The organism is Caulobacter sp. 1776, from assembly GCF_040545685.1.
Taxonomy (GTDB): Bacteria; Pseudomonadota; Alphaproteobacteria; order Caulobacterales; family Caulobacteraceae; genus Caulobacter.
Genome location: NZ_JBEPMI010000005.1, coordinates 166881 through 184182 on the forward strand (window position 1 = coordinate 166881; position 17302 = coordinate 184182).

A 17302-nucleotide genomic window follows, 5' to 3' on the forward strand; every position below is an offset into this window, starting at 1 on the left:
CGCTTAGGCGTCAGGCCGCCGCTTTCGTTCGGTGGACGATGACCAGGGCCAGGCCGACGGCGGGGATCATCAGGGCGGAGCCGAACCAGTAGGGACCGCCGGCGGCCAAGCCGAACAGCGGTCCGGCCAGCAGCGGGCCACCGATGCGGGCCAGGGAGCCGGCGGCCATGTTCAGGCCCAGCATCTGGCCTTGGCGGTCCGGCGGGCTGGCGCGGGAGATCAGGGCCGCCACGCACGGGAAGACCAGCGATTGGCCGAAGGCGGTGCAGCCGACGGCGACGATGGCCAGGGCCGGGTGGGGCGCGAACGGCGTGATGAACAGGCTGCAAGCGATGATCGACAGGCCCGTGGTCAGAACGCGGCCCTCGCCGAACCGGCGCGCCAGCTGGCCCGTCAACAGGCCCTGACCGAGCGAGGCGATCACGCCTATCACCGCGAAGCAGAAGCCGACCTGCTGCGGGCCCCAGCCGAAGCGGGCGTTGGTCCACAGGCCGAAGATCGATTCCATGCCGGCGAAGGCGCCGGTGGAAACGAGGGTCACCAACAGCACGCGCGACAGCACCGGGTGGGCGGCGGCGGCGGCCAGGGCCTCGCGTCGGCCGGGCTGGGGCGCGCCGGGCGCGGACGGGGCGCGGCTCTCGACCACGAACAGGAAGATGCCGATCGCCGCGAGACCGGCCATGCCGGCGGCGAAGAACAGCGGGATCTGGAAGCCCAGCTTGCCCGCCGCGGGGTGGGCCAGGACGCCGCCGATGAACGGTCCCAGCACGAAGCCCGCCCCGAAGGCCGAGCCCAGCAGGCCGAGCCGCGAGGCCCGCTTCTCGGGCGGGGTGACGTCGGCCATGTAGCCCTGGATCGTCGAGATGTTGCCGCTGCCGAAGCCGCCGACCAGGCGGATGGCCATGGCGATCCATATGTTGGGTGCGAAGGCCAGGGCGACATAGGCCAGGGTGTTGGCCAGGATGGTCGCTATCAGCACCGGCCGGCGGCCGATGCGGTCGGACAGTCGCCCCCAGAACGGCTCGCCGAAGAACTGGCCCAGGCTGTAGGCGGCGAACATGGTCGTCACCTGCCATGGGGCCGCGTTCATCGCCTTGGCGTAGAAGGGCAGCAGCGGAATGACCACGCCGAAGCCCACCAGGTTGATGAAGACAACCAGGAGCAGGACGGCCAGGGCGCGGGCGCTGTGGGCGGGATCAGACATCGGACGCGCGGTTTACGCTCGAACCCGCAGCTTGGCGACCTCCGGGATGGGCGCGGCTAAAAGATCTACTGGGGCGGGTTGTGCTTCTCCAGAAAGGTGACGGCGGCGGTCAGCATCTGAAGTCGAGTTTGGCTACGCGAAAGCCAGTGGTCCTCGCCGTCCAGAGTGACGAACTCATAAGGCTTACCGGCGGCTTTCAGGGCGGAGGCCATCTTCTGGCTTTCGCTGTAGGGGACGACGGTGTCGTCCTTGCCGTGGATCAGGAGAACCGGAACCTCGACATTGGCGGCGTGGTCGGCGGGCGAGATCTCGCGCAGCTTCGGGTCGCGCTCGCCGGTCACGCCGTAGAAACGCTTGCGGTACCGGATCAAGGTGCTCTGCTCGCCGGAGCGCAGAATTTCGTCGTGCAGGCGGCCGGGTAGGTCGCTTGGGCCAGCCAGCGAGACGGCGCAGCGATAGACGCCCTTCTGCAAGGTCACGCCCGCAAGCGCCGCATAGCCGCCGTAGCTGCCGCCGAAGATGCAGACCCGCTGGGGATCGACGACGCCTTGCTTGGTTAGGTACGCCACGCCGTCCGACAGGTCGGTCTGCATCTTGCGGCCCCATTCGCCGTAGCCGGCCGCCTTGAAGGCGTGGCCGCGATTGGTGGAGCCGCGGAAGTTCGGCTGCAGCACCGCGTAGCCACGCGAGGCCAGCGCCTGGGCCCAATAGTCGAAGGCGACCGTGTCGTAGGCTTCGGGTCCGCCGTGCGGCAGGACGATCAGCGGCAGGTTCTTTTCCTCGCGGCCTTTGGGGGTGGTCAGGATCGCATCGATCTCCAGGCCGTCCCCGGCCGAGTAGCGAACCTGGCGAGCCGGTGAGATGTCGGCGGGACCGATCTTCGGATAGGCCATGCCGATCGGATCGACGCGCTTGGTGGTCGTGTCGGCCATGTAGTAGGCGCCAGCGCTGTTCTCGCCCTCGACAAAGAGGATCAGCTTCTTGAAGTCGGGGGTCCATGAGGCCAGCGACACCGACTGGCCCTTGAAGGCGGCGCGGAAGGGGGGCCACAGGGCCTTCAGGCGGGGTTCGATGAAGTCATACTCAACGAAGTTGTCCTGATAGCTGAAACCCAGCACCACGCCGTCCGGACCGATGACGGGCGAGAGGTCTCGCGCCGGTCCGATGAAGCCGCCGAGCTTGCCGTCGGCCAGACCGATGGAGGTCGGCCGCCACAGGCTGGTGTCCTTGTCCCAGGTGTCGATAATCACCGACTGGCCGTCCGCCGAGACGCCCCACAGCGACGGCGTCTCGGCCGCTTCGGTGGTCGAGAACACGGTCTGCCAGCCGCCGCCCTTGCGCAGGGACATGGTCCAGGTGGCGTTGTCCTGACTCTGGTTCTCCTTGTAGCTGGCCTTGGCCAGCACCTTGCCATCGGCATTGGCCAGATAGTCGTAGGTGTCGGCGTCGCCCATCTGAACGACCAGGGCTTGGCCGCTCTCCAGATCGACCTTGAACAGATCCAGGTGGCCGCTCTTGGCCTGCATGTTGCCGGCTTCGGTGCTCATCAGCGGGACCAGCAGCACGGGCTTCTTGCCGTCGTGCGCGGGCTGGATGCGCCCGGCGATGACATTGACCACGGTGTCCAGGGCCTTGGTGGGCAGTTGCACTAGCTCGCCAGTCCGGATGTTCAGACTGATGCCCTGATAGTTCTCGCGGAAATAGCTGACGCCCTCGATCACCGCGGTGTTGGAAACCTCGATCACCACGTGATCACTGTCGGCCCACTGCACGCTGCGCACCTTGCGAAAGCCGATCTTGGCCGAAGCCAGGACCGGACCGGTCACCGATTTGACCACGATCATGCTCTCGTCATTGACCGTGACGATCAGCGCCAGGGCCGAGCCATCCAGCGAGACGTCGACCATATTGATCGCCGGCAGGCGGCCATAGGCTTCGAGCGGCGCGGCTTGCGCGGGGGCGGCGGTGAACAAAAGCGCGGCCATCGACGCGGCCGCCATCAGCTTCAGCATGCGGGTCCTCGGGTTCTGGGATTCGAACAGGAACGAGGGAGCGCGTCCGGCGCGTGCACGACGCCGAATAGCGCGGCGCGATGCGCCGGGCCGAAGACCGGAGAATCCTTGGACACGCTGAACACCCCCAACCTCCATAACTCTACCAGGGGGTGCGATGTTGTCGAGGCGCCGGGGGGAAGCGCCGCAAAACAAAAACGCCCCGGCCGCGAGGCCGGGGCGTTTCGATGTCTGCCTGAGATCGGACCTAGCGCGGGGCCAAGATCATGATCATCTGCCGGCCTTCCATGCGCGGCTCGTACTCGACCTTGGCGACTTCGTCGAAGTCGGCCTTGACCTTATGGAGCAGCTTCATGCCGAGCTCGGGGTGGGCCATTTCACGACCGCGGAAGCGCAGGGTGACCTTGACCTTGTCGCCTTCCTCGAAGAAGCGGTGCATGGCCTTCGCCTTCACCTCGTAGTCGTGGATGTCGATGTTCGGGCGGAGCTTGATCTCCTTGAGCTCGACCACCTTCTGCCGCTTGCGCGCCTCGTTCTTCTTCTTCTGCTCCTGGAACTTGAACTTGCCGTAGTCCAGGATCTTGCAGACAGGAGGATTGGCGTTCGGAACGATTTCCACCAGGTCCATGCCAGCTTCTTCCGCCGCTTCGAGAGCGGAGGACGTCGGCATCTCGCCTTGCTTCTCGCCGTTCTGGTCGATCAGCAGGACGCGTGGGACGCGGATTTCATCGTTGATACGCGGCCCGTCCTTGACGGGCGGCGTTTGCATAGGACGGCGAATAGGGCGGCTCCGGGACTGTTAATAGGGGCAGTTGACGAGGGTATAGCTGAACGCGCGCGCGCCGCGCTGGGCGCGCCGCGAGAAAGTGATATATGACCCGCCGGCCGCGCCGTATCAAGCGAAGGCGGCCAAAGAGACGCCGGCGGGTCCAGTTTTTTTGACTCAAGCCGGCCCCCGGAAGGTCTTTCGGGGATAGAGGGGCGGAAACGGCAGGGGCGGGACGAGTTTTCCCTGATCAAAACGCCTGCCTGAGTCCCCCAAGCCTCCATGAATCCGCATCGCCACTCCGCCGTGGAGGACGTCCACGCCCTGCTGATCGGCTCGAGCTTCATCGCCGTGGGGCTCACGCTGCTGAAAGCGGCCGGCTTGGTCACCGGCGGCGTCGCCGGGGTGGCGCTGATCGTCTCGTACCTGGGCGGCTGGCCGGTGGGCGTGGTGTTCTTCGTGCTGAACCTGCCGTTCTATGTTCTGGCCCAGCGCACGCTGGGCTGGACGTTCACCGCCAAGACCCTGGCCACCAACCTGCTGCTGGCGGGCCTGGCCTGGGGCATGCCGCATTGGCTCAAGGTGAGCGACATCGATCCGGTCTTCTCCGCCGTGTTCGGCGGCTCGATCATCGGCATGGGGATCCTGGCCCTGGCCCGACACCGCTCCAGCGTCGGCGGGGTAGGGGTGCTGGCGCTCTATCTGCAGGAGCGGCGCGGGATCAGCGCCGGCAAGGTGCAGCTGGCCGCCGACTGCCTGGTCGTGGCCGCGGCCTTCTTCACGATCCCGTTCGACAAGCTGCTGTTGTCGATCGCCAGCGCCGTGGCCCTGAGCGCGGTGATCATCGCCAACCACAAGCCGGGACGGTACGCGGGGTACTGAAAAAGCGTTGGCGACTTGCGGCTAGACTTTCCTGTCATCCCGGCCGAAGCGCAGCGTAGAGCCGGGACCGTCAAACCCCGGGACGGAAGGCGGTTCGTACCAAGGGAACTCGGCCTCACCCAGAAGGGCTGGATAGAGATCGATCCAGCCTGGATTGCGTGCTTCCACCAATTCGAACTTCCACGCGCGCCGCCAGCGCTTGATCAGCTTCTCGCGATCAATGGCGCCGTCGATATGGGTGTGATGCTCGAACCAGACGAGGCGCGTGCAGCCATGGCGACGCGTGAAGCCTGGCAGCAAATGTTCGCGATGCTGCTGTGCGCGATATGCCAGGTTTGACGTCACTCCGACGTAAAGCACTCCGCGTCGCGTGTTCGTCACCAGATACACAGCATAGCTATGCTCGCGCATAGTAAGAACATAAAGCGAACAATCGTGGTTGGCGATAGTGTTTCCGGCGGTCCCGGGTCTTCGCTGCGCTACGCCCGGGATGACAAGCTTGGTTGGCGGTCGCTGGCGCCTAGTGCGGCAGCAGGGCCACCGCCGCGCTGGCCACGGTGCTGACGGGCAGGGCCTTCAGGTCCGGCGAGCGGATCACCGCCACGTGGCCGCGCGGACCGCACAGCTCGGGGTCCGAGGCGTCGGAGAACAGCGCGATGGTCGGTGCGCCGGCGGCGGCCAGCAGGTGGGTCGGGCCGGTGTCGTTGCCGACGGCCAGCACGGCCTTCGCGCCCAGCACGGCCAGCTGGGCGAAGTCGGTGCGGCCGGTCAGGTCGCGGGCGCCGCCGACGGCCTTCTGGATGTGGCGGGCCATGGCGCTTTCCTGCGGACCGCCGATGATGACGATGTCCAGGCCGCGCGCCTTCAACAGCGAGCCGAGCTGGGCGTAGTTCTCGACGGGCCAGCGCTTCTCGAGCCGGTGGGCCGAACCGCCGGGCACGAACAGCACGTAGGGCCGGGGCGCGGCGGCGCCGGCCACCGGGCGCGGCTCCTTGTGCTTGCGCAGGATCCAGGTCAGGTCCGGCGGCGGGGCGCTGCCAGGCTCGGTCGGCGCGTCGGGCCAGATGCCGGCCGCGCGCAGCTGATCGGCCTGGCGCTCCAGCGTGTGCATGCGCAGCCGGGCGGTTCCCTTTTGCGGCAAGGCGCAGCCGAACGCGATGCCGCTCCATTGCGGCGGGAACGGCCGCAGCAGCTGGAAGTACCAGTTGGTCCGGCTGTTGGTCTGCAGGTCGTAGATGCGGTCGTAGCGCGCCTTGCGGATCCGGCCGATCATGGCCAGCGTCTCGCCGAGGTCGCCGGGACGGCCGTCCGTCTCGACGGTGTTGAAATACGGGCTGAGTTTGGCCAGGGCCTCGAAGGGCGGGGTGGTCAGGAGCGTGATCTTGGCCTTGGGATGGACTTCGCGGATTTTCTTCATCGCCGCCAGCGCCAGGACGAAGTCGCCCAGCGCACCCAGCTTGATCACCAGGACCTTCTTGATCTCCTTACTCAAGACGAACGCTCCAAACCCAAAACGCGTGCATAGACCTTGAGGGTCGCTTCGCACATCGCGTCCACCGAATACAACCGCCGCGCACGGGTGCGCGCCGCCTGTCCCATGGTTTGTCGTCTGGCCGCGCCGATTTCGCAGGCTTGCAGCAGCGCGTTCGCCCAGGCCTCGGCGTCGCCGGGCTTGACCAGCCAGCCGGTTTCGCCCGGCACGACCGTCTCGCGGGTGGCCCCGTGGTCGGACGCCATCGCCGGACGACCCATCACCTGCGGCTCCACCGCGGTGCGGCCGAACGCCTCCGGCTCCAGCGACGGGGCGATGGCCAGGTCGGCCAGCAGATAGGCGGCCGGCATGTCGTCGCAGTGTCCGACCAGCTTGACCGCGTCCTCCAAACCGGCGGCGGCAATGGCGGCCGTCAGCTCGGCGCGATAGCCCTTGCGGCCCTGGTCGTCGCCGGCCAGCAGCAGCAGCACCCGGTTCTCGCCGCGCGCCTTCAGCAGGGTCATGGCCTCGATCAGCAGGCCCTGGCCCTTCCAGCGGGTCAGCCGGCCGGCCAGCAGCACCTTCAGCCGGCGTTCGCCGGGCTCAACGCCCCAGGCCTTGCGCAGGGCCTCGATCCGATCCGCGCTCACCACGCCGGGTTCGAAGCGCGAGAGATCGACGCCGCGCGGGATGGCCACCACCTTCTCGGGGGCGATGCCGTGCTCGCGGATCACGTGCTCGCGGGTGTATTCGGAATTGGCGATGACCAGGTCGCCCTTGGTCATCACCGCGTTGTACCAGCGCTTCAGATTGGACTTGGCGTTGTAGACGCCATGGTAAGTGGCCACGAAGGGTGTCTTGGTGGCGTGGGCCGCCCACAGGGCGCTGAAGGCCGGGGCGCGAGAACGGGCGTGGACCAGGCTGACCCTCTCGCGCCGGATCAGGTCGATCAGCCGCGCGGCGTTGCCCAGCATGATCAGCGGGTTCTTGGTCTGGGCTGGCATCTGGGCCAGACGGCCGCCGTCAGCCTCGAGCCGCGCGGCCATGCGCCCGCCCTTGGTCGCGACCAGGGCCCTGCCGCCTTGCGCAACGACGGCGTGGGCGACATCAATCGTCGTCTGCTCCGCGCCACCGGTTTCCAGCTCGGGCGTGACTTGCAGCAGGGTGAAGTCGGCGGGTAGGTCGGGCACGCGACTCTCGGCGAAACGAACGCGTTTTAGTTATCGAAAGGATCAAGGCGACGCCATGACCGAATCCCGGGGCGCCCTGGCGCGCGAAGATGGCTCGAAGCTCGCTTGGCGCCGCGTCGAGGGCGAAGGCCCCACCGTCGTGTGGCTGGGCGGCTTCCATTCCGACATGACGGGGACCAAGGCGCAGGTCCTGGCCGAACAGGCCGAAGCGACGGGCGGCGCCTATGTCCGCTTCGACTATTTCGGCCACGGCGAGTCCGACGGCGCGTTCAAGGACGGCACGATCAGCCGCTGGCGCGCCGACGTCCTGGCGGTGATCGACGAGCTGACCGACGGGCCGCTAGTGCTGGTCGGCTCGTCCATGGGCGGCTGGCTGGCCTGCCTGGCGGCGATCGCGCGGCCCGATCGGGTCAAGGCCATGGTGCTGATCGCCCCGGCGCCGGACTTCACCGAGAAGCTGATGGTCCCGGAGCTCTCGGCCGAGGCCAAGGCGGCGATCGCCCGCGACGGGTTTTGGATCCGCCCGTCGGAATACGAAGACGGCGGCTACGCCATCACGCGCGACTTGCTGGAAGACGGGGCGCGGTGGTCGATCCTGCCGGGACCCGTGCCGATCGACGTTCCGGTGCGCGTGCTGCAGGGCGGGGCCGATCCGGACGTGCCGTGGACCCACGCCCTGGAACTGACCAACGCCCTGACCGGCGACGACGTCGTCTTCAGCCTGATCAAGGACGGGGACCACCGCCTGTCGCGGCCGCAGGACCTGCAGCGCCTGGTCGCCGCCGTCGCCGAGGCCCGCGGCCTGGCCGAACCGGAGGAGGGGGATCTGGTGTCTCGTCGCCTGGCCCGCGCGGCGCGGCTGCGCAACGCGGCGGGGCTGGAGGCGGTGGGCATCACGCCGCGGGCGCCGGCGATCGACGACGAGTAGACCTAGCCGCCCGCCTTCAAGATCGCCGCCAACCCCTCACGATAGGTCGGATATTCCGGCCTCCACCCCAGCTCCGCCTTGGCCCGCGCGTTCGAGACGCGCTTGTTCTCGGCGTAGAAGCGGCGGGTGGCCGGCGACATGCCTAGGGTGTCGAACGGCAGGTCCGGCGGGACCGGGACGCCTAGCAGCTTGGCGGCGTGCTCCATCACGTCCTGCGGCGGAGCCGGTTCGTCGTCGACGAGGTTGTAGATCCCGCCCGCGCGAGGCCGCTCCAGCGAGGCCAGCAGGCCCGAGACGATGTCGTCGACGTGGATGCGGCTGAACACCTGGCCCGGCTTGACGATCCGGCGGCCCTCGCCGGCGCGCAGGCGGTCCAGGGCGCTGCGGCCGGGGCCGTAGATGCCGGGCAGGCGGAAGGTGGCGACGGTCAGGCCCATGCCGCGTCCGACCTGACGCCAGTCGCGCTCGGCCCCGACCCGGCGGGCGCCTTCGACCGACTGGGCCTTCAGCGGCGAAGTCTCGAACACCCACCGGCCCTCGAAGTCGCCATAGACGCCCGTGGTGGAGAGATAACCGATCCAGTCGGGGAAGGCCTGGGCCTGGGCCAGGGCGGGGATGACCGACTCCAGGGCCGGGCAGCCGTCGGGGCCGGGCGGGGCGGTGACCAGGATCGCATTCGCGCCCGTGAGGGCGGCGGCCATGGCGTCGCGGTCAGCCGGATCGGCGGCGGCGATTCCCCTGGCGCGCAGTCTTTCGGTCTGTTCGGCGTCGCGCGCGGTCGTCGCGATCTCCCAACCTCGGGCCGCCAAAGCGCTGGCGAAAGCTTCGCCGACATAGCCCAGACCGAACACGAACAGACGCAACGCCAGAACTCCGCCCCAGAAAAACCCGACCGAAACCCACGCGGATCAAGCCTCCGAAAAAAGCCGCTTCGCAACCCCTCAAAGGGCGCTTGCAAAGCGCCGAACGCTCTGCCATAAGCCGCCTCCTCGTCGCGGGGCGCTCCTTTGGGCCCCGCCGATGCGGGCGTAGCTCAGTGGTAGAGCACAACCTTGCCAAGGTTGGGGTCGAGAGTTCGAATCTCTTCGCCCGCTCCATTCTTCCGGGGTTCTGGGAGCATGGGACGATATACATATCTCGCGAATGGGCGGGCGTAGCTCAGTGGTAGAGCACAACCTTGCCAAGGTTGGGGTCGAGAGTTCGAATCTCTTCGCCCGCTCCATTCCCGAATTTCTTCCAAACATTTGAACGTCATCGGTCGTCGCTGGCCGGCGATTCGCGTGTCGCGAGGCGATCGACGTTCGCCTAGAGCGTGGCAGCCGAAAGTGTGAGCGGTTTCGGCGTCCGCCACGCTCTAAATATTTGAAATAGAGCCTGTTTATCCGTTTCTGATGTTTCCATTGGAAACGGACAGGCTCTAAGCTCGACCGCATGACTCGCATCCGCACATGGCGCGCCGGCCTGGTCGGCATCTGTCTGGTCGCGTTGACGGCTTCGGCCGCTTGGGCCGGCCCTTCGTCCACCCTGACGAGCCTGGTCGCGCGCTACGAGGCGCTGGGCGATCCGGGCGAGGATCCCGATTCCGGCGGCGCGGCCGACGCCCGCTGGCGCCTGCCCGACGTCACGCCAGCGGCCGATGCGGATCGGACGGCCAAGCTCAAGAAGATCCAGGCCGAACTGACCACCCTGGGGGCCAAAGGCCTCACCGACGAGGAGCGCCTGACTCGCGACCTGCTGCTGTACAGCCTGACCGACCGGATCGAGGCCGCCAGCTTCGACGAGGCGCGCATGCCCTTCAGCAGCGACGGCGGCTTCGACGTCATGATGCTGTACCGGGCCAGCGGCATGACCCTGCGCAACGCCGATGAGGCCAAGCGCTGGATCGGACTCTTAAACGGTATGCCTGGCTGGTACGCCGCCAACATCGACAATGCCCGTCGGGGCGTGGCGGTCGGCTTCGTCCAGGCTGTTCCGACCGCCCAGGCGGTGCTGGAGCGCGCTCAGCGCGCGGCGGCCACGCCGTTGGCCGAGGATCCTCTGCTGGCCCCGCTGCGGACGCTGCCCGCCAGCCTCCCGATCCGCGCGGTCCTGATCGCCGAGGGCGAGAGGGCCGTTACCGACAAGGTCGCGCCAGCTCGCGCCAGTTTCGTCAAGTTCATGAGCGAGGAATACCTGCCGCACGCGGCCAAGAGCCTGGCGGCCTCGGACCTGCCGGACGGCAAGCGCTACTACGCCTTCCTGGCCCACCGGCACACGACCACCACCCTGACGCCGGACCAGATCCACGACATCGGCAAGGCCGAGGTGGCCCGCATCCGCGCCCGGATGCAGGAAACCATGAAGGCCGCCGGCTTCCAGGGCGACCTGCCGGCCTTCATCGCCATGCTGCGCAAGGATCCGCGCTTCTACGCCACCAGCCGCCAGCAGCTGCTGGAGAAGTCCAGCGAGATCGCCAAGCGCGCCGACGACCAGCTGCCGGCCCATTTCGGCGTCCTGCCGCGCCTAACCTATGGCGTGCGGCCCGTGCCGGCCAGCATCGAGAAGGGCTACACCACCGGCCGCTATTTCGGCGGCGATCCCAAGGTCGGCCGGGCCGGCGGGCTGATGATCAATACCTCGGAGCTGGACCAGCGGCCGCTGTACGAGCTGCCGGCCCTGGTGCTGCACGAGGGCGCGCCCGGTCACCACATCCAGACCTCGCTGGCCCAGGAGCAGGACGGCGTCCCCGAGTTCCGCCGCAACCTCTACTTCAACGCCTATGGCGAGGGTTGGGGGCTCTATTCGGAATGGCTGGGCGAGGAGATGGGGATCTATCGCGACCCCTACGAGCTGTTCGGCCGGCTGTCGTACGAGATGTGGCGCGCCTGCCGTCTGGTGGCCGACACCGGCATGCACTGGAAGGGCTGGAGTCTGGACCAGGCCCGCGCCTGCTTCACCGACAATACGGCCCTGTCGCCGGTCAATATCGAGGTCGAGCTGAAGCGCTACGTCTCCTGGCCCGGCCAGGCCCTGGCCTACAAGGTCGGCGAGCTGAAGCTGCTGGAGCTGCGCCATCGCGCCGAGCAGAGGCTGGGCGACAAGTTCGACGAGCGCGGCTTCCACGACGCCGTGCTGCTGCACGGCTCGCTGCCGCTATCGGTGCTGGAGACCCGCATCGACGCTTGGATCGCCCAGCAGGCCAAGAAGAAGTGATTGAAAACTGTCATCCCGGGCGAAGCGCAGCGGAGACCCGGGACCACCGAAAGCGCGGCGCTTCCTGCGGTCCCGGCTCGGCGCGCTACGCGCTTGGCCGGGATGACAGAGTTTGAGGGAAGAGAACAATCGATGGCCAAGATCACCGTCCTCGGCGAATGCATGGTCGAGCTGTCGCCGGAGGCCGCCGAGGATGGCGCGCCGCTTTACCGGATGGGTTTCGCCGGCGACACCTTCAACACGGCGATCTATATGGCCCGGCTCGGCGACGACGTCGCCTACTGCACGGCGCTGGGGCAGGGGGATCCGTTCAGCGAGGGCGTGATGGCGACCATGCGCCGCGAGGCCATGGACACCCGCCTGGTCCGCCAGGTCGAGAACCGGCTGCCGGGTCTCTACGCCATCGTGCTGGACGAGCATGGCGAGCGGAAGTTCCACTATTGGCGCGAGCGCGCCCCGATCCGCGACCTATTCTCGGCCCACACCGCCGATCAGCTGATCGAGGCGGCCAAGGCCAGCGACCTCGTCTACCTGTCGGGCGTGACCCTGGCGGTGATCGGCGACATCGGCCGGGCGCGGCTGAAGGACATCCTGGCCTACGTCCACTCGCTGGGCGTGGCCGTGGCGCTGGACTTCAACTACCGCCCCGCCCTGTGGCCGAACGCCGAGGCGGCCCGCGCCGCGCTGGACGGCGTGGTGTCCTCGTGCCGATACATCTCGCTGAGCGGCGAGGATAGCCGCCCGCTCTATGACCGCGAGGCCGAGGACCTGGCCGGCGAGTGGGCCGCGGCCGGCGCCGAGGTCGTGGCGCGCGACGAAAGCCACGCCGTCAACGTCCATCGCGCCGACGGCCGCACCGCCACCCCGGCCCCCGACCGCGTGAAGGCCGTCGACACCACGGGGGCGGGCGACAGCTTCAACGCCGCCTATCTGTCGTCGCGTCTGGCGGGACGGCCGATCGACGAATCGGTCAAGCGCGCCCACGCGCTCGCCGCGGCGGTGGTGACCTGTAAGGGCGCGATCGTGCCGGTGGCCTCGATGCCCGTCTGGGTGCGGGAATAGCGACAGGCCGGTGCCAATCTTTTCAAAGGCTTATCGCCGCGAGCGTGGAGTGAAATAGGAATATATTCCTCTGTTGAGAAAATAAACCTATAGTGGTGCTTGCCGGTCGTTCTCGCGGCCGGGAGGAGAGGACGCCATGTTGGTTCAAGCCCTTGAGGACCTCTGGGCGATTACGCCCGATCCCCGTCGCGACCGCCTGACGGTCGGTTTCGTCACCCATCTCGTTTCCATGGCCACCGGCGTGCCGGCGGCCGAGATCGCGACGCCCAAGCGGACCTCGCACGCCGCCGTCCGCGCCCGGCAGCTGGCCATCTACCTGACGCACATCACCTTCCACTGGCCGCTGGCGCGGGTGGCCTTCGCGTTCGGCCGCGACCGCACCACATGCGGCCATGCTTGCCGCAAGATCGAGGACATGCGCGAGGACGCCGCCTTCGACCGCCGCCTCGCCGAACTGGAAGCGTGTCTGCGCCAGGCCCCGGCCCATGCCGAGGACATTCCGCAATGAGCGCGACCCCAGCCGAATTGTTCGACGATGAGCTGGAAGCCCGCCGGCTGGCCGAACGCGCCATGCGGCTGCTGGCGCGGCCGGGCGCGGTGATCGAGGCCCAGGGCCTGGGCTACGGCGTGCGCCTGGGCGCCAGCCGCCGGCGCAGCGTGATGCTGACCCTGGGCGAGGCGGCGTTCCAGGCTCTGGCGCGCGCGGCGACCCTGAAGCCGCGCCCGCAAGGCGGCTGGATCATGACCGAGCGGCCCGAACCATTACTGCCGCCGCCCGGCCGTCCGGGCGTGATCGAGGCCGAGGTCGATTTGCCGGACGGCGCCGGGACCGTGCGCCGCAATCTTGGCGAGTCGCCGATCGCCTGGCTGGCCCGCCGGCGCGACGCCAGCGGCCAGCCCTGGCTGACGCCGATCGAGGCCGCCGCCGCCGAGCGTCTGCGCGAGGAGTTCGAAAGTCTGGGAACGCTAGGCCGCGTCACCATGCGCTGGGACCTGACGCCCCGTACGTCGGGCGGCCGGCCGGGCCCGGCGCCGGCCGAGCGCGACCACGCCGCGCGCGAGCGGATCGCCATGGCTCTGACGGCCGTGGGACCCGGCCTGCGCGAGATGCTGGAGCGGGTCTGCCTGATGGGCTCGGCCCTGGAGGCGGCGGAGCGTTCGCTGAAGCTGCCGCGCCGGGCGGGCAAGACCGTCCTGAAACTGGCCCTGCAACGCCTGGCGCGGCACTATCGGATGATCTAGCGATTGCCGCCGGACACGCCGATGATCTCGCCGGTGATCCAGTAGCTCTCGGGCGAGGCCAGGAAGGTCGCCACCGGCGCGATGTCCGACGGCTGGCCCATGCGGCCTAGCGGGGTCTGGGCGACCATCTGGGTCTCGAGCTCGCTGCCGATGATCCCCATCGTGTGGGTGCCCTCGGTCTCGACCGCGCCAGGCGAGAGGCTGTTGACCCGGATCTTGCGCGGACCCAGCTCCTTGGCCAGCACGCGGGTGATCGAGTCCACGGCGGCCTTGGTGGCCGTGTAGATCGAGGCCGTGGGGATATCGACGGTGGTCGCCGCCGAGCTGATGTTGATCACGCTGCCGCCGTCCGGACCGAAGCGCTTGGCCGCTTCACGGGTGGCCAGCAGCACGCCCAGGACGTTGGTGTCGAACTGGCGTCGGTATTCGGCCTCGGTCGTCTCCTCGATCGGCGCGAAGGCGTAGACGCCGGCGTTGTTGACCAGGATGTCCACGCCGCCGAAAGCCTTTTGCGTCTCGTCGAACAGGCGGACGACGTCGGCGTCCTTGGCCACCGAGCCCTGGACGGCGATGGCCTTGCCGCCGGCGGCGACGATCTCGGCCACCACCTTGTCGGCGCCCTCGCGGCTGGAGGCGTAGTTGACCGCCACGGCCGCGCCCTCGGCGGCCAAGGCCTTGGCGATCGCGGCCCCGATGCCCTTGGACGCGCCCGTGACGACGGCGGTCTTGCCTGAAAGCTTGCTCATTGATCTCTCTCCGTTCGGCCTAGCGGCCGGTCGCCGTGATCGGCGCACGCTTCGACATTTAGATATGCGTCGAAGTGATTCAATGAGCGGAGCCTGTAGATTTTCTCAGGCCTTTGTCGGTGCGCGCTCGTAGAGACGCGGACATCAGGTCTTGAAGCCGCCCCTCAGTAATCCTCGCGCCGGGGCAACAGCGCCCGCGATTGCGCATAGGCCAGGCGGCTCGCTATGGTGGCGCTCTCAAGCGCGGGGGCGTGAATTGTCAGACGAAGAAGAGATCGCGGAGCTGAAGCGTCGGCTTGCTGAGCTGGAGGCGCGGCGTGCACAGCAGGCGCCGCCGATTGTTGCTCCCGCTGCGAACCCCGCCGGCCAAAAACCTTCGCGCAACGGCGTCGGCGTGGCTCTAGCTGTGGTAGTCGGCCTTCTCCTCCTGATGGCCTTGCTCTCGCAATGTAGAGGGCCGACGGGCGCTACGTCACCGTCGTCCAATGATGATCCGGTCAACGCGACCGCGTCGAACCCCAGCAGTTCGCCCGCGCCTTCCATCCCCGTTGCTGAAACGTGGCGCTACACCGACGATGTTGACCCGATGAATGATAGGCATACGCGAACGGCCTGCGTGACTTCCAGCGACCTGGTCTCGCTCAATTCGCCCTATGAGCCGGTAACCGCCGACCTCTGCATCCGCAATAGCGCGAAGTTTGGCCTCGACACGTACTTCCGGCTCAATGGCAGCGGCCAGATCCTATGTGACAGCTATGACGGCTGCACCGGGCACATTCGCTTGGACGATGGCCAGCGGCGGGCGATCTCCATGTCCACGTCAGCCGACCACAGCTCCGAAATCTTGTTCTTCTCTTCCGGACGTTCGGCCATGAACCTCGTGGCGGGAGCCAAAGTCACGCGTGTGGAGCTCACCTATTACGAAGCGGGAACACAAGCAGTCACGTTCAACACTGGAGGCTTGGATCTCTCGAAGCTCGGGGTGACCCGCGGCAAGAAGTAGCTGAAGCGTTCATAGCGCCGTCGCCCCCGCTTCGTCTGACTTCACGGCGCTTCGATAAGCAGCAAGAGCGCTATGGCTTGACCCGAAGCATGACCACGCCATGCGATGGGACCTCGGCGGAGAAACCGCCCTTGATCCGGCCGAGATCGCGATGCGCCCACAGGTCGCGCACCGCAACCCGCAGCGCGTCGGGATAGCCGTGCTCGGACCATTTCGTCGCTATGCGCGCGCGGTCGCCGGAGCGATTGAACAGCAGCACCGCCCGACCGCCATCGGCGAGCGGTTTCGACCACACTTCCAGATCGCCCTCGTCGCGGACACGGCGGCCCTGCGCGCCAAGCTGGTCCTGATCGACCGCGATGACCTCCTTGTTGAGAAGGATGTCTTTCGTCGCCTCATCCATGATGGTCAGGTCATTGCCGGCGATAAGCGGCGCGGCCATCATCGCCCAAAGGCTGAAATGCGAGCGCTGCTCTTCCCAGGTGAGCCCCTCGTTCTTGTCGACGCCGACCTCGAGCATGTCGGGGTCATTCCAGCGCCCCGGTCCGGCATAGGGATAGAGCGGCTCGTTCTTGTCGACGATGTCGAGCACGCCGAGGCCAAACCGTACGCGCCCTTGCCAGTCATTGCGGATGTCGCTCGTGGTGCGCCAGAGGTTGCCGATCTTCATGCCCCATTCCCAGGGCAGTGACTTGTCGAACTCGTTCGGACGGTCGACGCCCCAGTTGCAGATCGAGAAGACGATGTCGCGCCCGGTCGCGCGCAAGGCGTCGGCCATCAGCGCATAGGCCTCTTCGGTGTTGCGCGATCCGGTGTGGCACCAGTCATATTTCACATAATCGACGCCCCAGGACGCGAACGACATCGCGTCCTGATACTCATGACCCTGGCTTCCGGGCTGCTTGGCGCAGGTCAGCTTGCCCGCGTCGGAATAGATGCCGAACTTCAACCCCTTCGAGTGGATATAGTCGCCCAGCGCCTTCATGCCCGAGGGAAATTTCCCGGGGTCCGCGGTCAGGTCGCCCCGCGCATCGCGCGGCCCCGCCCAGCAATCGTCGAGGATGAGATAGGCATAGCCCGCATCGCGCATCCCGTTGGCGGCCATCTCGTTCGCGGTGTCGCGGACCACCTGCTCGGTGAGGGCCTTGCAGCCGAACTTGTTCCAGCTGTTCCAGCCCATCGGCGGCGTAAGCGCCAGGCCATTGGCGGTCCGCTTGTTGTCGAGCGAAGGCCGGACGATCGTCGGATTGGGGGGCTGCACCGTGTCGTACACGCGCTTGGCCCGCGCGGCCGCGACTTCCTCCGCCGTGCGCGCGACGTAGCGCTTCGGCGGCGCGCCGGCCGAGGCGGCGTTCTGAGCTTGGGCGGCCGGCGCCACCATAAACGTGACGCCCGCGAGGGCCGCCAACACCGCGCGACCGTACGAAACCCGCCGCGGGGCGGATCGAGATTTGCGATTGATCACCTTAGCCTTCGTCACTCTGTCCGAATTCCACGGACCGAAGGAATTGCATTAACAAAACTAATATTCAAATATAAAAATTAAGGATGCGGAGGCGGCATTTTGCGCCGCTCGGCGCTGGGGCGTCAGCTTGGAAGCCGTG

Annotated in this window: 16 protein-coding genes, 2 tRNA genes and 1 pseudogene; 9 read left to right on the forward strand and 10 right to left on the reverse strand. The window is 67.5% G+C overall.

The genetic code is table 11. The features are described 5' to 3' along the window. Nucleotides 1-10 precede the first annotated feature (10 nt). From ABIC66_RS14415 to infC, 3 genes are all read right to left on the reverse strand, one after another. Nucleotides 11-1204, reverse strand: a complete 1194-nt coding sequence (locus tag ABIC66_RS14415) for an MFS transporter (protein WP_354070976.1) — start codon at nt 1202-1204, stop codon at nt 11-13. Nucleotides 1205-1269: 65 nt separating this feature from the next. Next, a complete protein-coding gene (locus tag ABIC66_RS14420) occupies nt 1270-3216 on the reverse strand; it encodes an alpha/beta hydrolase family protein (protein ID WP_354070977.1) in 1947 nt (648 codons plus the stop codon). A gap of 247 nt (nt 3217-3463) precedes the next feature. After that, the gene (gene infC, locus ABIC66_RS14425) at nt 3464-3985 is read right to left on the reverse strand and encodes a translation initiation factor IF-3 (protein ID WP_354070978.1); all 522 of its coding nucleotides are present in this window, start codon (nt 3983-3985) and stop codon (nt 3464-3466) included. A 279-nt stretch (nt 3986-4264) separates the two neighbouring features. Here infC and ABIC66_RS14430 point away from each other — a divergent pair, with 279 nt between their 5' ends. Then, nucleotides 4265-4864: a YitT family protein gene (locus tag ABIC66_RS14430; protein WP_354070979.1), complete on the forward strand. Its 600-nt coding sequence runs from the start codon at nt 4265-4267 to the stop codon at nt 4862-4864. 21 nt (nt 4865-4885) lie between these two features. Here the strand turns inward: ABIC66_RS14430 and ABIC66_RS14435 are convergent, their stop codons facing one another. The 3 genes from ABIC66_RS14435 to ABIC66_RS14445 all read right to left on the reverse strand — a co-directional run bounded on the left by ABIC66_RS14435 (nt 4886) and on the right by ABIC66_RS14445 (nt 7525). Next, a complete protein-coding gene (locus ABIC66_RS14435; RefSeq protein ID WP_354070980.1) occupies nt 4886-5275 on the reverse strand; it encodes a GIY-YIG nuclease family protein in 390 nt (129 codons plus the stop codon). A 109-nt stretch (nt 5276-5384) separates the two neighbouring features. Continuing rightward, on the reverse strand, nt 5385-6356 hold the full coding sequence (locus ABIC66_RS14440; RefSeq protein ID WP_354070981.1) for a glycosyltransferase family 9 protein: 972 nt from the start codon (nt 6354-6356) through the stop codon (nt 5385-5387). After that, nucleotides 6353-7525 (reverse strand): glycosyltransferase family 4 protein, encoded by a 1173-nt coding sequence (locus tag ABIC66_RS14445; RefSeq protein ID WP_354070982.1) that lies wholly within the window; start codon nt 7523-7525, stop codon nt 6353-6355. Before ABIC66_RS14445 ends, ABIC66_RS14440 begins: the two co-directional genes overlap by 4 nt. 55 nt (nt 7526-7580) lie before the next feature. Here ABIC66_RS14445 and ABIC66_RS14450 point away from each other — a divergent pair, with 55 nt between their 5' ends. After that, a complete protein-coding gene (locus ABIC66_RS14450; RefSeq protein WP_354070983.1) occupies nt 7581-8453 on the forward strand; it encodes an alpha/beta fold hydrolase in 873 nt (290 codons plus the stop codon). A gap of 2 nt (nt 8454-8455) precedes the next feature. On the opposite strand, the gene ABIC66_RS14455 is transcribed toward ABIC66_RS14450, so the two are convergent. Beyond that, the gene (locus ABIC66_RS14455) at nt 8456-9316 is read right to left on the reverse strand and encodes an SDR family oxidoreductase (protein ID WP_354070984.1); all 861 of its coding nucleotides are present in this window, start codon (nt 9314-9316) and stop codon (nt 8456-8458) included. 159 nt (nt 9317-9475) lie between these two features. Here ABIC66_RS14455 and ABIC66_RS14460 point away from each other — a divergent pair. Further along, nucleotides 9476-9550: transfer RNA gene (locus tag ABIC66_RS14460), tRNA-Gly, on the forward strand. A 50-nt stretch (nt 9551-9600) separates the two neighbouring features. Then, nucleotides 9601-9675: transfer RNA gene (locus ABIC66_RS14465), tRNA-Gly, on the forward strand. A gap of 86 nt (nt 9676-9761) precedes the next feature. On the opposite strand, the pseudogene ABIC66_RS14470 reads toward ABIC66_RS14465, so the two are convergent. Continuing rightward, nucleotides 9762-9854, reverse strand: a pseudogene (locus tag ABIC66_RS14470) (hypothetical protein); the annotation flags it as partial. A gap of 30 nt (nt 9855-9884) precedes the next feature. Here ABIC66_RS14470 and ABIC66_RS14475 point away from each other — a divergent pair. The 4 genes from ABIC66_RS14475 to ABIC66_RS14490 all read left to right on the forward strand — a co-directional run bounded on the left by ABIC66_RS14475 (nt 9885) and on the right by ABIC66_RS14490 (nt 13949). Beyond that, a complete protein-coding gene (locus tag ABIC66_RS14475; RefSeq protein WP_354070985.1) occupies nt 9885-11645 on the forward strand; it encodes a DUF885 domain-containing protein in 1761 nt (586 codons plus the stop codon). A gap of 132 nt (nt 11646-11777) precedes the next feature. Beyond that, nucleotides 11778-12707: a sugar kinase gene (locus tag ABIC66_RS14480; RefSeq protein ID WP_354070986.1), complete on the forward strand. Its 930-nt coding sequence runs from the start codon at nt 11778-11780 to the stop codon at nt 12705-12707. A gap of 136 nt (nt 12708-12843) precedes the next feature. Continuing rightward, nucleotides 12844-13215 (forward strand): gene transfer agent production transcriptional regulator GafY/HdaB, encoded by a 372-nt coding sequence (gene gafY / locus ABIC66_RS14485; RefSeq protein WP_354070987.1) that lies wholly within the window; start codon nt 12844-12846, stop codon nt 13213-13215. Continuing rightward, entirely contained in the window at nt 13212-13949 is a 738-nt protein-coding gene (locus ABIC66_RS14490; protein ID WP_354070988.1) for a DUF6456 domain-containing protein, read from the forward strand. Before gafY ends, ABIC66_RS14490 begins: the two co-directional genes overlap by 4 nt. Here the strand turns inward: ABIC66_RS14490 and ABIC66_RS14495 are convergent. Continuing rightward, nucleotides 13946-14695 carry a glucose 1-dehydrogenase gene (locus ABIC66_RS14495; RefSeq protein WP_354070989.1) on the reverse strand — a complete coding sequence of 250 codons (750 nt, stop codon included), beginning with the start codon at nt 14693-14695 and terminating at the stop codon, nt 13946-13948. The genes ABIC66_RS14490 and ABIC66_RS14495 overlap by 4 nt on opposite strands. A gap of 256 nt (nt 14696-14951) precedes the next feature. On the opposite strand from ABIC66_RS14495, the gene ABIC66_RS14500 reads away from it, so the two are divergent. Beyond that, the gene (locus tag ABIC66_RS14500) at nt 14952-15698 is read left to right on the forward strand and encodes a hypothetical protein (protein WP_354070990.1); all 747 of its coding nucleotides are present in this window, start codon (nt 14952-14954) and stop codon (nt 15696-15698) included. Nucleotides 15699-15768: 70 nt separating this feature from the next. On the opposite strand, the gene ABIC66_RS14505 is transcribed toward ABIC66_RS14500, so the two are convergent. Beyond that, nucleotides 15769-17163: a glycoside hydrolase family 27 protein gene (locus tag ABIC66_RS14505; protein WP_354070991.1), complete on the reverse strand. Its 1395-nt coding sequence runs from the start codon at nt 17161-17163 to the stop codon at nt 15769-15771. Nucleotides 17164-17302 lie beyond the last annotated feature (139 nt).

Bases quoted from the DNA above. Each gene is read 5' to 3' on its own strand.
- ABIC66_RS14450 (WP_354070983.1), top strand. From the start codon at position 7,581: ATGACCGAATCCCGGGGCGCCCTGGCGCGCGAAGATGGCTCGAAGCTC.
- ABIC66_RS14475 (WP_354070985.1), top strand. From the start codon at position 9,885: ATGACTCGCATCCGCACATGGCGCGCCGGCCTGGTCGGCATCTGTCTG.
- ABIC66_RS14490 (WP_354070988.1), top strand. From the start codon at position 13,212: ATGAGCGCGACCCCAGCCGAATTGTTCGACGATGAGCTGGAAGCCCGC.
- ABIC66_RS14420 (WP_354070977.1), bottom strand. From the start codon at position 3,216: ATGCTGAAGCTGATGGCGGCCGCGTCGATGGCCGCGCTTTTGTTCACC.
- ABIC66_RS14415 (WP_354070976.1), bottom strand. From the start codon at position 1,204: ATGTCTGATCCCGCCCACAGCGCCCGCGCCCTGGCCGTCCTGCTCCTG.
- infC (WP_354070978.1), bottom strand. From the start codon at position 3,985: ATGCAAACGCCGCCCGTCAAGGACGGGCCGCGTATCAACGATGAAATC.
- ABIC66_RS14430 (WP_354070979.1), top strand. From the start codon at position 4,265: ATGAATCCGCATCGCCACTCCGCCGTGGAGGACGTCCACGCCCTGCTG.
- ABIC66_RS14435 (WP_354070980.1), bottom strand. From the start codon at position 5,275: ATGCGCGAGCATAGCTATGCTGTGTATCTGGTGACGAACACGCGACGC.
- ABIC66_RS14480 (WP_354070986.1), top strand. From the start codon at position 11,778: ATGGCCAAGATCACCGTCCTCGGCGAATGCATGGTCGAGCTGTCGCCG.
- ABIC66_RS14495 (WP_354070989.1), bottom strand. From the start codon at position 14,695: ATGAGCAAGCTTTCAGGCAAGACCGCCGTCGTCACGGGCGCGTCCAAG.
- gafY (WP_354070987.1), top strand. From the start codon at position 12,844: ATGTTGGTTCAAGCCCTTGAGGACCTCTGGGCGATTACGCCCGATCCC.